General features: G+C 37.4%; 10 protein-coding genes. 3 read left to right on the plus strand and 7 right to left on the minus strand.

All coding sequences use genetic code 11. The features are described from left to right. Positions 1 to 142: 142 nt before the first annotated feature. Positions 143 to 1,375: a CinA family nicotinamide mononucleotide deamidase-related protein gene (locus AAFX60_006380; protein XDF78742.1), complete on the plus strand. Its 1,233-nt coding sequence runs from the start codon at positions 143 to 145 to the stop codon at positions 1,373 to 1,375. A gap of 60 nt (positions 1,376 to 1,435) precedes the next feature. Here AAFX60_006380 and yfaE read toward each other — a convergent pair whose 3' ends face one another. From yfaE to ubiG, 5 genes are all read right to left on the minus strand, one after another. After that, positions 1,436 to 1,714 (minus strand): class I ribonucleotide reductase maintenance protein YfaE, encoded by a 279-nt coding sequence (gene yfaE, locus AAFX60_006385; GenBank protein XDF78743.1) that lies wholly within the window; start codon positions 1,712 to 1,714, stop codon positions 1,436 to 1,438. Positions 1,715 to 1,791: 77 nt separating this feature from the next. Continuing rightward, entirely contained in the window at positions 1,792 to 3,867 is a 2,076-nt protein-coding gene (locus AAFX60_006390) for a GGDEF domain-containing protein (protein ID XDF78744.1), read from the minus strand. Positions 3,868 to 4,072: 205 nt separating this feature from the next. Then, positions 4,073 to 5,206, minus strand: a complete 1,134-nt coding sequence (gene nrdB, locus AAFX60_006395) for a class Ia ribonucleoside-diphosphate reductase subunit beta (protein XDF78745.1) — start codon at positions 5,204 to 5,206, stop codon at positions 4,073 to 4,075. Between the two features lie 172 nt (positions 5,207 to 5,378). Beyond that, on the minus strand, positions 5,379 to 7,655 hold the full coding sequence (gene nrdA / locus AAFX60_006400; GenBank protein ID XDF78746.1) for a class 1a ribonucleoside-diphosphate reductase subunit alpha: 2,277 nt from the start codon (positions 7,653 to 7,655) through the stop codon (positions 5,379 to 5,381). Between the two features lie 494 nt (positions 7,656 to 8,149). Next, positions 8,150 to 8,854, minus strand: a complete 705-nt coding sequence (gene ubiG / locus AAFX60_006405; GenBank protein XDF78747.1) for a bifunctional 2-polyprenyl-6-hydroxyphenol methylase/3-demethylubiquinol 3-O-methyltransferase UbiG — start codon at positions 8,852 to 8,854, stop codon at positions 8,150 to 8,152. 325 nt (positions 8,855 to 9,179) lie between these two features. On the opposite strand from ubiG, the gene gyrA reads away from it, so the two are divergent. Beyond that, on the plus strand, positions 9,180 to 11,816 hold the full coding sequence (gene gyrA, locus AAFX60_006410; GenBank protein ID XDF78748.1) for a DNA topoisomerase (ATP-hydrolyzing) subunit A: 2,637 nt from the start codon (positions 9,180 to 9,182) through the stop codon (positions 11,814 to 11,816). A gap of 59 nt (positions 11,817 to 11,875) precedes the next feature. Here gyrA and AAFX60_006415 read toward each other — a convergent pair whose 3' ends face one another. Both AAFX60_006415 and AAFX60_006420 read right to left on the minus strand, forming a co-directional pair. Then, positions 11,876 to 12,097, minus strand: coding sequence for a hypothetical protein (locus tag AAFX60_006415; GenBank protein ID XDF78749.1), 222 nt, complete (start codon positions 12,095 to 12,097; stop codon positions 11,876 to 11,878). Positions 12,098 to 12,280: 183 nt separating this feature from the next. Beyond that, positions 12,281 to 12,988, minus strand: a complete 708-nt coding sequence (locus AAFX60_006420) for a DUF3581 domain-containing protein (protein XDF78750.1) — start codon at positions 12,986 to 12,988, stop codon at positions 12,281 to 12,283. Positions 12,989 to 13,217: 229 nt separating this feature from the next. Here AAFX60_006420 and AAFX60_006425 point away from each other — a divergent pair, with 229 nt between their 5' ends. Next, a complete protein-coding gene (locus tag AAFX60_006425) occupies positions 13,218 to 13,766 on the plus strand; it encodes a phosphatase PAP2 family protein (protein XDF78751.1) in 549 nt (182 codons plus the stop codon). Positions 13,767 to 13,791 lie beyond the last annotated feature (25 nt).

Consider the following 13,791-nt stretch of genomic DNA (forward strand, 5'->3'; position numbering starts at 1 on the left):
ATTGTTGTAATCATATGTTTACATGCTAAGGCTGAAAGGCATTTTTATCAAAATAGAGTAAAATTAAAAGTAAGATGGTTTTTTAAAGTCACATATGTGATAAATTAGAAGTAATTATAGAAATATCAAAGAGGAAAGGTGCATGTTGCAAGTAGCAATGATTAGCACAGGCGAAGAAGTTTTACATGGTGATATTGTTGATACCAATGCTGCTTGGATGTCGCAACTTTTTTATCAGCATGGCTTCAAATTATCAAATCGCTCTACTGTTGGCGATAACATTGATGCGTTAGTATCAGAGATACACCATCAGACTAATCAAGCATCTATCGTAATTGTTAATGGTGGATTAGGTCCAACTTCTGATGATATTTCTAGCGAAGCAGCGGCAAAAGTATTGAACACTAATTTAGTTATGTCTCAATATTGGCTTGATCGTATGCAAGCTCGTTACCTTGAACAAGGTAAAGAAATGCCACACAGTAATATCAAGCAAGCGATGCTACCTGAAGGTGCACAGCTTATTGATAATCCGGTAGGGACTGCATGTGGATTCTTTATTGAAATAAACAAATCAATTGTTATTTTTACCCCGGGCGTACCGTCAGAATTCAAAGTGATGGTAGAGCACCAGATCTTGCCTCGAATGAAACAATGGCATCCAATGGTTGAAGCGTCTGAATGTAGCCGTTTATTTACCTTTGGTTTATCAGAATCTGGTATTCAAGATAAACTGCAACAAGTTCGTTTACCTCATGGTTTTGAAATTGGTTACCGTTCAGCACTTCCATTTATTGAAGTGAAATTGTTTGGCCCTAAAAATCATGATGGACGCTTTCCTACTTTAGAGAAAATGTATCATTTACTTGGTGATAATGTAGTGAGTGTTGATGAATCGATGCTACCTAACGTAGGTGCACTTTTAAATGAATTTTCACTAAACTTCACGGTTGCTGAACAAGCGACAGGTGGGTGGTTAACTAATTGGTTGCAAGAGGATGAACAAATTCGTTCTCATATGAAACAAGGTTGGATTTTATCATCTCAAGTTGACCAGCAAATGGCGGGACAGGATCCATTGGCTGCTGCGTTAGCATTAGCTGCAGCAACAAGAGAAAGAACACAAACATCAATTGGTTTATCTTCAGGACCAATGCTTGAAGGAAAAGTCGCTGTAGCTCTTTCTACATCGTATGGTGAGTGGGGACAACTGGTAAGCTTGAAGCGAGACTATAGCTATAATGAAATGCGCTCTATTATTTCAACACTAATGTTAGATATGTTGCGCCGTTGCTTAGAACGCAAGCCTATGTTTGGTGAGTACCAATCGCTAAATAGAGAATCAGAAATCTACGTACCACAAAGTGCACTGTAGATACATTTCAAAATAAGACATAGAACACAAGCCCAATAGGATGACTCTTGTTGGGCTTTTTTATGCTTTTTTAATCAACGTTTGAAATTGTAGCCCTTCAATAACTAAGTCAGTTTTCGCTTTACAAACGCAAGGAAGAATTTCATTTGGTCCGATAAAGGCAAGGGGGAAAGATTGGTATTCCACTTCGCCTGACACTAGAGTACAACGACAAGTACCACAATCGCCACTTCGGCATTGAGATTCAACAATCAGTCCTTGTTGCTCCATTACTTCTAATAAAGAACCATGTGGCGTGTTATGTAGCATTATTATCTTGTTGATGTGTATTTTAGTCATATTTAAAGAGCTGTAGTTTATTTCCCTTAAGAAAGAGTAACACAAGCCATGAAATATTGAAGGTGATAAGTGAGAAATTAATATATGGTTTCTTTGATATGCGATAATTCAAAATAACAGTTTCGACCATTTTCTTTCGCTTGATATAGCGCTCTATCGGCAGTATTAATTAGGGAATTTAGACTAAGTTTGTTTTCAGGATCCTTGTTATAACCAATACCAACGGAGATTGATAAATAGCATGAACAGGTCGACGCTTTATGTGGTATCAATAGCTTTTTCACTTCAATTAATAACTTGTCTAATTTTTGATGAATCCTTTCAGGCTTTATGTTCGGTATCAGGACGAAAAATTCATCGCCACCATAGCGATATACTTGGGTTTCTAAACTATGGAAGCCTTGTTTGATTAAACGACTAACTTGAATTAGAACTTCATCACCAGCAATATGACCATAGGTATCGTTATATTCTTTATAATGGTCGATGTCGATCATTATTCCTGTGTACTCTTGATTTTGCTGTTGTTTTAATTGATTGAAATGAGCTTCAAGAGACTTTCTATTCCATACTTGTGTTAGGTGATCTGTCTGGGATAAATGCAAAAGCTGCTGGCGGTTATACTGGTTTTCAAGAGCGATGGAAATGTAGCTTATGAGTTGTGAAAAGAGCTCAAAATGGAAGGTTTGATACTGATAGCTCTCTCTTGCTTGTATGGTGAAAACTCCTTTTACTTCACCATTGATAGTAATAGGGGAGAACATAGCCGATTTAAATTGCACTTTGCTGTCACAACGATCACCTAACATTGCTACTTTTTGTTCGCTGTTCATATGATTAAAATAAAAAGCAGAATTACTTTTTATACAGTAACTCATATAAGTAGCTTCACTTTTACAGTCGGTAATATATGGCGTTTGTGCTGGCAAATTATTATCCAAGTAATGAATCGTAATTTGATCTTGTTCAGGGTTATAAAATCCCAGAGCGAGCGTATCTGTTTGAAACAGAGTGGCAAGGTCTTGCTGTATTTGAGGTAATGCATTTTTAATATCACTACTGGTATTAATGTAATGTCCGACTTTATTTATAACGGCTAAATTATCAGAAAGTGATTTCATGGTACTTAAGTTTAATTTAGCAACGTTTAAACGATACAGCTGTTGTAAATAATCACCTTCACGTTTAAGTAATTCTCTTCTCGAGTTAAGCAATGAAGAGGTAAGGGTTTGATAATGTTTCTCACGAATATTGATATCATTGATGTCTTTTATTCTTAATAGAATAATATCGTTGAAACCATCGATGAGCTTGTCACTCTCTATTTTTTTGGCCACTGCTAAGCCTAGATCAATATACTGATCAAGTTTTTTATATTGCAAGCAACTAGTTAAGAAGTGGCAATATTCTAAGATCATTTCAGCATAATAATAATCATGCTCGCATATTTGCATATTCTTGATGGATAAAAGGTGAAGTTTATCAGCTTGTTCGAATTCACCTGAATGGCTTGCTATCTCTGCTTTAATTTTGTAGTAAAACCCTAAATATCTTGGCTCATTTTTAATATCTTGATATAGGTTTTCAAGTAATTCATTTGCTTCGGTAAAAAGGAATTGCTTAGCTTTTATTTCTGCAATATTAAAATATGACAGGGCTGTGGCGGTCTTAGGACCGTGTTGAGAAAGTAGTTCGGCAGCTTGTGTTAGGTAGATTAAAGCCTCATTAAAATTACCAATTTGACGAAAAATATCACCAATGTTGTTTTTTATGATGCCCGTAATGTAACCATCACAGAATTGCTGCATTTTTTCGGCTTTTGCCAGAAACTTTTGAGCATAAAAGTAATTTCCGAGCATGCCATAAAGCGTGCCGATATTGTAATGACAGAAGCAGATTAAAAATTCTTGTTGGTTTTGTTGACTAAAATTAATCGCATCAAAAAAGACACTAATAGAGTCAATGAGCTTTCCTGAACGAGAAAGTTGATAGGCTTGAAAAATGAGTTCAAATTCTGTTGGGATGGTTTTGTTTTGTTTTGATGCTTCGACAACTAAAAGGTTAAGGCGTAACTGTACCTGCTCTTTTGAAGAAGCCATAGGTAATTGTCGTACTTGTTCGAGCAGCAACTCATTCCATTGATTCTTAGCCATAATTCTTTTTTATAATTTTTAGTCTAATTACAAGAGATTATCGCATGGATGAGTGTTTATATGAAGCAAAGTCTCATTTTTGAATTGTTAAAAATGAAAATTGTGCGCAAGGTTGAATTATTATCCGCAAATCTATCAATAAGGTTATTGCTGGTAATAAAAAGCCGAGCATAAAAGCTCGGCTTTGGTGCTTATATATGTTTGATTATAATTCGAAATCGCCTAAATCATCAGCATCAACGTCATTGTCAATTTGGCCTACTAGGTAGGAGCTGATTTCAGTTTCTTGTGGAGCAACTTGAACATTATCAGAACTCAACCATGAGTTAATCCATGGAATAGGGTTCTGTGTTGCACCTTCGTACGCACTATTTAGGCCAACCGCTTTCATGCGAAGGTTTGTAATATACTCTACGTATTGGCAAAGAATATCTTTGTTTAAACCAATCATTGAGCCATCTTTAAATAGGTAGTTTGCCCATTGTTTTTCTTGCTCAGCTGCTGCTTTAAATAGATCAAAACATTCTTGTTCGCATTCTGCTGCAATCTCAACAAACTCAGGGTCATCTTGTCCAGTACGAAGTAAGTTCAACATGTGTTGGGTACTTGTTAGGTGTAATGATTCATCACGAGCGATCAGCTTGATGATTTTTGCGTTACCTTCCATCAGTTCACGTTCAGCAAAAGCAAATGAACAAGCAAAACTTACGTAGAATCGAATGGCTTCTAATGCATTAACTGACATTAAGCATAGGTATAATTTCTTTTTAAGCTCACGCTTAGAAATAGTAATTTCTTGACCGTTTAAAACGTGTGTACCTTCACCGAAGCGATGATAATCATTTGTTGCTTGAATTAGATTATCGTAATAGTGAGCAATGTCTTTTGCACGTTTTAGGATCTCTTCATTTTCAACAATATCGTCAAAAATAACAGAAGGGTTATTAACGATATTACGAATAATATGAGTATAAGAACGTGAGTGAATTGTTTCAGAGAACGACCAAGTTTCAATCCACGTCTCTAGTTCAGGAATAGAAACAAGAGGAAGTAAAGCAACATTTGGACTACGACCTTGAATTGAATCAAGTAACGTTTGGTATTTTAAGTTGCTGATGAAGATGTGTTGTTCGTGTTCTGGTAAGTTGTTGTAATCAATACGGTCACCAGAAACATCAACTTCTTCCGGACGCCAGAAAAATGAAAGTTGTTTTTCGATAAGTTTTTCAAAAATTTGAAACTTTTGTTGGTCATAACGAGCAACGTTTACCGAGTTACCTAAAAACATAGGTTCTTTCAATTGATCATTTTTTTCTTGTCGGAAAGTACTGTACGCCATGGAAACCTCAATGTTATCAAAGCCAAAGAAATAGAAAAGGGCTCTTTATTTAAAAATTATGCCGATAGATACCTATACGAACTTAGGTACATATTGGATTAACCATTAAAGATGTTGAAACTAAAGATGATAAGCCCGCTAATGAAAGCGGGCTAAATATTAATGTGAAAACTTAGATCTTACAACCGCCGCCTGCACAATCGTCATCTTGTCCTAGGTCGTCTTGTGAGTCGCTAGCACCATCACGAGTGTTATGGTAGTAAAGTGTTTTAAGACCAAGCTTATAAGCCGTTAGAAGGTCTTTTAATAACAGCTTCATTGGCACTTTGCCATTTGGTTGAATGTTTGGATCGTAATTAGTATTCGCTGAAATTGCTTGGTCAACGAATTTTTGCATGATACCTACAAGCTGTAGATAACCATCATTTGAACCAATGTTCCAAAGTAGCTCATAGTTGTTTTTCAGATTCGCAAAATCAGGAACAACTTGTTTCAAAATACCATCTTTTGATGCTTTAACCGATACAAAGCCACGTGGTGGTTCAATACCGTTAGTTGCATTTGAGATTTGAGAAGACGTCTCAGATGGCATCAGTGCAGATAGTGTAGAGTTACGTAGACCGTGTGTCTTGATCTCTTCACGCAATGTTTCCCAATCTAAATGCAATTCTTCATTACAGATAGCATCGATATCTTTTTTGTAAGAATCGATAGGTAGAATACCTTGAGCATAGGTTGTTTCATTGAAAGCAGGACATGCGCCTTGCTCTTTTGCTAGACCAACAGATGCTTTTAATAGGTAGTATTGAATCGCTTCAAATGTTTTGTGCGTTAAACCATTTGCACTACCATCAGAGTATTTCACACCATTTTTTGCAAGGTAGTAAGCGTAGTTAATAACACCCACACCTAATGTACGGCGGTTCATTGTTGATTTGTATGCCGCTGGAAGAGGGTAGTCTTGATAATCTAAAAGCGCATCAAGAGCACGAACAGCAAGCTCAGCAAGCTCTTCAAGTTCTTCTAGTTTTTCAATTGCACCTAAGTTAAATGCAGAAAGCGTACATAATGCAATTTCACCTTCTTCGTCATTAACGTGAGTTAGTGGCTTAGTTGGAAGTGCAATTTCTAAACATAGGTTAGATTGGCGTACAGGAGCAACACTTGGGTCAAATGGACTGTGTGTATTACAGTGGTCAACGTTTTGAATGTAAATACGGCCAGTTGATGCACGTTCTTGCATTAGTAGTGAGAACAGCTCAATTGCTTTTACTGTTTCACGTTTAATCGACGTGTCTTGCTCGTATTTTTCATATAGGCGTTCAAACTCAGCTTGATCAGCAAAGAATGCATCGTATAGCCCTGGAACATCTGAAGGTGAGAACAAGCTAATGTTTCCGCCTTTGATTAAGCGTGTGTACATCAGTTTATTGATTTGTACACCGTAATCCATATGACGAACACGGTTCTCTTCAACACCACGGTTGTTTTTAAGAACAAGTAGAGATTCTACTTCACGGTGCCAAATAGGGTAGAACAGAGTTGCTGCGCCACCACGAACACCACCTTGTGAACAACATTTAACAGCTGTCTGGAAGTATTTGTAGAATGGGATACAACCTGTGTGGAATGCTTCACCATCACGGATTTCAGAACCAAGAGCACGAATACGACCTGCGTTGATACCGATACCTGCACGTTGAGATACATAACGAACAATAGAACCTGCTGTTGCGTTAATTGAATCTAAGCTATCGTCACACTCAATTAATACACATGAGCTAAATTGACGAGTAGGAGTACGTACACCAGACATAATTGGTGTTGGCAATGAGATCTTAAATTGTGACGTAGCATCATAGAAACGCTTGATGTAATCAAGACGAGTATCTTTTGGATATTTAGCAAATAGACACGCCGCAACAAGGATATAAAGGAACTGTGCACTCTCGTAAATTGCGCCCGTTACGCGGTTTTGAACAAAGTACTTACCTTCAAGTTGTTTAACTGCAGCATAAGAGAAGTCCATGTCACGATTGTGATCGATCATTTGATCCATTAGATCAAATTCTTCTTGAGTGTAGTCGTCAACAATATGTTTATCGTATTTACCAAGCTCGATAAGGTTCAGAACGTGGTTAAATAGCGTTGGTGGCTCAAATTGGCCATATGCTTTCTTACGAAGGTGGAAAACAGACAAGCGAGCAGCTAAATATTGATAATCTGGAGTGTCTTCAGAAATTAAATCAGCGGCAGCTTTGATGATGGTTTCATGAATATCAGAAGTCTTCATGCCATCGTAAAATTGGATATGAGATTTCATTTCGACTTGTGATACAGAAACATTATCTAGACCTTCTGCAGCCCATGTGATCACTTTATGGATCTTGTCTAGATTAATTTTTTCTGTGCTGCCATTTCGCTTAGTAACGGTAAGCTGTTGAGTCATTTGTCTACTTTTCCTTTCAATAAAGAACGAAGATGTAATTTTTGTAATTTTCGTTGTTAATTTGTGATCAAGCTCATAGTGGTGCGCTTTGAAATAAACACAAGATATAGGGCTTAATGATTAATTGACTACAAGATAGTGATTATTTTGCCTCTGATCAAGTTTGAAAATCATTGTCTCCTGTGGATAACCTATGAATTAAAAAAAACAGTAAGTATCTACTAACCTAATCACTTTAGTGATATCAAGGTGTCAGAAATAACGTTTTTTATTATGGTTGATAAGTAAGCAGTTAAAAAAATATTTTTCTTGATTTTTGTCGTTTATGAGGATCTTTGCATTTTAGAAAAAAATGATGATTTCTCATTCAATTTGGCATGATAAATGAAATGTAGAATTTAGGTATAGCAGTATATTAATTAAGGTTATAAATGGCTCTTTAATGAGACGCTTGTATAATAAAAAGCCATTTAGATTAAGAAAGAAGCAGAAGGTTATAATGTAGTGTGAACAATATAATTAACATCTACATTCTTACCAAGAGAGTAGGTATCGGTAAGAGGGTTATAATGCAAACCGGTAATGCCACGCTCTTGTAATGCAGTTTGATCTAACATTTTTAACAGTTCAGAAGGACGAATGAACTTATTATGATCGTGTGTACCTTTTGGTACTAATTTTAATAATTGCTCTGCACCAACAATAGCAAATAAATAAGACTTGATATTGCGGTTCAGGGTTGAGAAGAATACGTGTCCGCCAGGTTTTACCATTTTTGCACAAGAGCGGATAACTGAAAGTGGGTCAGGTACGTGCTCAAGCATTTCCATACAGGTAACCACATCATACGTCTCAGGGTTCTCTTCAGCGTGTTGTTCGGCCGTTGATTGAACGTATTCAAGTTTGGTTCCTGTTTCTAAAGCGTGTAAGCGTGCAACAGTTAAAGGTTCTTTCCCCATATCCAAACCAATAACATCTGCCCCTTGTTTTGCCATGCTTTCAGCTAAAATCCCGCCACCACAGCCTACATCAAGTACTTTTTTACCAAAGAGGCCATTCGCGTTTTCAAGCACGTAATTTAAACGAAGAGGATTAATTTGGTGTAGAGGTTTAAATTCACCTTCTAAATCCCACCAACGTGAAGCCATATCTTCAAATTTTTTGATTTCTGCCGGGTCGACATTTAACTGCTGAGTCATAGTTAATATTCCTTTTTTATATCCCTCTATTATATACAGAAAAAAATGAGAAAGTGAGTATTTAAAATGGCGATTTTTTCAGCACATTTTCTGAGGTTTATCAAGAATATGATGCTCAGGTATGTGACTTGCTCCTGATTTCGCAGGATTCTTAAGCTTAAGAGCCATTTTGCAAATTAAAACGGTGCGAAATCCCACTTAACTGTGCTATATTTTGCAATCTTGCACGTTTATCAGTATTAATTATCTTGGTGCATAGAAGTAGTATTATTTGCTAAGGCAATTGATATTGATACGACAGAACTAATTGAGGGATATTGGCTCTATGAGCGATCTTGCTAAAGAGATCACGCCCGTAAATATTGAAGATGAGCTTCGAGGTTCTTACCTAGACTATGCGATGTCAGTAATCGTTGGTCGTGCTCTTCCCGATGTGCGTGATGGCCTAAAACCAGTACACCGCCGCGTTTTATTCGCAATGGATGTACTAGGTAATGATTGGAATAAACCATATAAAAAATCTGCCCGTGTTGTTGGCGACGTAATCGGTAAATATCACCCTCACGGTGATAGTGCTGTTTATGACACCATCGTACGTATGGCGCAGCCGTTCTCACTACGCTATATGCTTGTTGATGGCCAAGGTAACTTCGGTTCTATTGATGGCGATTCAGCGGCGGCGATGCGTTATACCGAAGTTCGTATGGCGAAAATCGCTCACGAATTATTGGCTGATCTAGACAAAGAAACTGTAGATTATGTTCCTAACTATGATGGTACAGAACAGATCCCTGCAGTATTACCAACAAAGATTCCGAACCTACTTGTAAATGGTTCATCAGGTATCGCCGTTGGTATGGCAACAAACATCCCACCACACAACTTAACAGAAGTGGTAAATGGTTGTTTGGCTTTCATCGAAAATGAAGAAATCACGATCGATGAGCTAATGAACTACATTCCAGGTCCTGACTTCCCGACAGCTGCATTGATCAGTGGTCGTAAAGGCATCGTTGATGCTTATAAGACAGGTCGTGGTAAAGTTTACATGCGTTCTAAAGCAAATATCGAAGCTGACAAGAATGGTAAAGAAACCATTATTGTTACAGAGATCCCTTATCAAGTTAACAAAGCTCGCTTGATCGAAAAGATCGCTGAGCTAGTTAAAGATAAGAAAGTAGAAGGCATTTCAGCATTACGTGACGAATCTGATAAAGATGGTATGCGTATTGTTATTGAATGTAAGCGTGATGCAGTAGGTGAGGTTGTTCTTAATAATCTTTACTCTCTGACTCAACTTCAAACTACATTCGGTATCAATATGGTTGCACTAGATAATGGTCAACCAAAACTATTCAACCTGAAAGAAATGTTGAAGTGTTTCGTCGATCACCGTCGTGAAGTGGTAACTCGCCGTACTATTTTTGAATTACGCAAAGCGCGTGATCGTGCTCATATCCTTGAAGGTTTAGCACTAGCATTAGCGAACATCGATGAAATCATCGAATTGATCAAGAATGCACCAACACCAGCAGAAGCAAAAGAAGGTCTAATCTCACGTGGTTGGGATTTAGGTAACGTTGCTTCAATGCTAGAGCGTGCTGGTACTGATGCTGCTCGTCCTGATTGGTTAGAGCCAGAGTTTGGTATTCGTGAAGGTAAATACTTCTTAACAGAACAACAAGCTCAAGCAATTCTAGAACTTCGTCTACACCGTTTAACTGGTTTAGAGCACGAGAAGATTTTAGATGAATACAAAGCACTATTAGATGAAATCGCAGAGCTAATGCATATTCTTGCAAGCACTGAACGTCTAATGGAAGTGATCCGTGACGAATTAGTGATGGTTCGCGACATGTACGGTGATGAGCGTCGCACTGAAATCGGTGCTGCAATCCATGACATCGACATGGAAGACCTAATCACACAAGAAGATGTTGTAGTAACACTTTCTCGTGAAGGTTATGTTAAGTACCAAATTCTGAGCGATTACGAAGCACAACGTCGTGGTGGTAAAGGTAAGAGTGCAACTAAGATGAAAGATGAAGATTTCATCGAACGTCTACTTGTTGCGAATACTCATGATAATATCCTTTGTTTCTCTACACGTGGTAAAGCGTATAGCTTGAAAGTATTCCAATTACCTCAAGCAAGTCGTACTGCTCGTGGTAAGCCAATCGTAAACATTCTTCCTCTAGAAGAAGGTGAGCGTATTACAGCGATTCTACCAGTATCTGAATACTCTGAAGATAAGTTTATCTTCATGGCAACAGGTGATGGTACTGTTAAGAAAACATCACTAGATCAATTTGCAAAAGTTCGTGCAAACGGCTTAATCGCAGTAAATCTACGTGAAGATGATTCACTAATCGGTGTTGATATCACTGATGGTTCAAGTGAAATCATGCTGTTCTCTAAAGCTGGTAAAGTGGTTCGTTTCAACGAAGAACAAGTTCGTGGTATGGGCCGTACAGCTTCTGGTGTTCGTGGTATGAAACTGTCTGGTGAAGATCAGGTTGTTTCGTTAATCGTTCCTTCTAATGAAGGCGATATCTTAACAGTGACTCAAAATGGTTACGGTAAACGTACTGTTCTTTCTGAGTATCCTGCGAAGAGCCGTGCAACGCAAGGTGTTGTATCTATCAAAGTTTCTGAACGTAACGGCAGTGTTGTTGGTGCAGTTCAAGCTGAAGATGGCGATGAATTCATGATGATCACTGACGCAGGTACGCTAGTACGTACTCGTGTATCAGAAGTTAGCCAAGTGGGTCGTAATACTCAAGGTGTAACATTGATCCGTACTTCTGAAAATGAAAATGTAGTTGCACTGCAACGCATTGATGAAGTTGAAGAAGCTGAAATCATTGAAGGTGAAGAGGGTGAAGTAACAGAGGCTGCAGTAACAACTGAAGCAACTGATACTCCTCAAGCTGATACTGACGCTGAGAGCACAGAAGAATAATTTATTCTGATGTTTTCAAATAAAAAGCCCGCTTAGAAATAAGCGGGCTTTTTTTATCATTAAAAAACGTCGAAAATGCCTTGTTCTGAATATAAGTTTGATGCAATAACAAACGTTTTTTTACCACAAGAAATACAAACAGGTGGGCCAAACCACGCAGCATAGCATTCGCCACATGAATAATGAGCATTAATTAAACGTAAATGAGTTTTATCAGGAATTACGTTTAAAGCAGCTTGTTGTAATTTAATTTGTCTTTCATCTTTTATTATTGTTTTCATTCTAGCCAACTTTACGGTGTTAATAATGAGATACATAAATTTCATTAATGAGATACCTATAAAGAAGTATGATATGATATGGCTCGTAAAACAATAATGCAGATTGTGATCTAGATTATCTTTTTTAAAATAAAAAAGAGTGCAGAAGCACTCTTTTATAAGTCATTATTTAGTTTATAAATTTTAATTGTTGTAAGCGGTTTTTAGTGCAACAAATCGTTCAACTAAATCATCGATAGCAGTTTGATCGTAAGTCTTTAAACCTGTCGCAATCATTCGTTTAGTACCATGGCCAACTTCTTCACCGTTTTCAGTAAATTTAAAGTTTAACTTAACAACGCCACGCTTTCCTTCGATATCCATGGTTGCGCCGGTAAATTCAACACTTGGTGTAGTAAGGTCAAGTCGAGTAAATTCGATATCCATGCTTTCATAAATTACTAATGGGCGCTGACAATTAATCATTAATTGTTTTTCTTCCATTAATGGAACCATGATATGAGGGAAGTTCATTCCTGAAAATTGAACATATTGTTTTACGACATGCTCAATAAACTTAGGGTTAAGATTTTTTTCACCACTACGCTTTACGTGAAGGTACACTTTTTCATTATCGTCTGAAAGCGAATATTCACCTTGTTCTGTGTGGTTAATATGTAATGCTGTACCGTTAGATACCATACCTGCAAAATCGAAATGCATTTTATTACTAATACCAGTTTTAGATAATAAAACTGCAAATAATAAATCACCAGGAACACAGAAACGCTTAGAATCCACATCATGAATTGGGTTAAAATCACCAGCCACTTTTTTCGCAAAATCGCTTGCTTGTTGGCGTGTGAATTCAAATGAGTTATCTGTTTCTGAAAAATATTGATTTAACTGCATAATAAATTTGGTAAAAACCTAGCTAATGAAATAACTTGGCTAGTATAACCAATCTCTTCTCATCTAATGGTCTATCCAGTGCGAATAAAAGTAAAAACAATCAGTTAAACGTTTCAAAATGTAGATAAATTGACATTTACTTCACGGTTATCTCGATATAATCACAAACGAAGTACTCACATCAACCAGTGTATTTATTGTATCTAAGGTTGAACATTAAGGTTAAAAAATGAAATCGTTAATAACGGTAGGGCTAGTTTTTTCATTAATAGCATCAAGTTACAGTGCTCAGGCAGAAGAAAAGCAATCTGGAGATCTCGCTGCAGACATCGGTGCGGTTGGGATTCCTGTTATTGCAGGCTCGATAGCTTTATATAAAGAAGATTACGATGGCTTTTGGATGTTTGCTAAAGGAGCTACTTATACTTTAGCGGCAACACAAGCGTTAAAATATACGGTAAAAGAGGAGCGACCGAATGGGGAGGACAACTTAAGTTTTCCATCCGGGCATTCATCGTCAGCGTTCCAAGGTGCTTCATACTTACAGTTCCGTTATGGTTGGGAATATGGGGTTCCTGCGTATATAGGGGCGAGTTTAGTTGGATACTCACGTGTAGAGAATGAACACCATTATTGGCGTGATGTTATTGCCGGTGCGGTATTAGCGACAACCATTCAATATTTGGTTACCGATAAGTACCTTGATTCAAATAGCGTAATGATTGCGCCAGTGATCAATGATGATCACGTTGGAATTGCAGCATCTTTCTCATTTTAATTGGCAAATGGTGTACAAGCGAGTA

Origin of the sequence: Aliivibrio fischeri (assembly GCA_038993745.2) — a bacterium.
Lineage (GTDB): Bacteria > Pseudomonadota > Gammaproteobacteria > Enterobacterales > Vibrionaceae > Aliivibrio > Aliivibrio fischeri_B.

Bases quoted from the DNA above. Each gene is read 5' to 3' on its own strand.
- gyrA (XDF78748.1), top strand. From the start codon at position 9,180: ATGAGCGATCTTGCTAAAGAGATCACGCCCGTAAATATTGAAGATGAG.
- AAFX60_006390 (XDF78744.1), bottom strand. From the start codon at position 3,867: ATGGCTAAGAATCAATGGAATGAGTTGCTGCTCGAACAAGTACGACAA.
- AAFX60_006415 (XDF78749.1), bottom strand. From the start codon at position 12,097: ATGAAAACAATAATAAAAGATGAAAGACAAATTAAATTACAACAAGCT.
- ubiG (XDF78747.1), bottom strand. From the start codon at position 8,854: ATGACTCAGCAGTTAAATGTCGACCCGGCAGAAATCAAAAAATTTGAA.
- AAFX60_006420 (XDF78750.1), bottom strand. From the start codon at position 12,988: ATGCAGTTAAATCAATATTTTTCAGAAACAGATAACTCATTTGAATTC.
- nrdB (XDF78745.1), bottom strand. From the start codon at position 5,206: ATGGCGTACAGTACTTTCCGACAAGAAAAAAATGATCAATTGAAAGAA.
- AAFX60_006425 (XDF78751.1), top strand. From the start codon at position 13,218: ATGAAATCGTTAATAACGGTAGGGCTAGTTTTTTCATTAATAGCATCA.
- nrdA (XDF78746.1), bottom strand. From the start codon at position 7,655: ATGACTCAACAGCTTACCGTTACTAAGCGAAATGGCAGCACAGAAAAA.
- yfaE (XDF78743.1), bottom strand. From the start codon at position 1,714: ATGACTAAAATACACATCAACAAGATAATAATGCTACATAACACGCCA.
- AAFX60_006380 (XDF78742.1), top strand. From the start codon at position 143: ATGTTGCAAGTAGCAATGATTAGCACAGGCGAAGAAGTTTTACATGGT.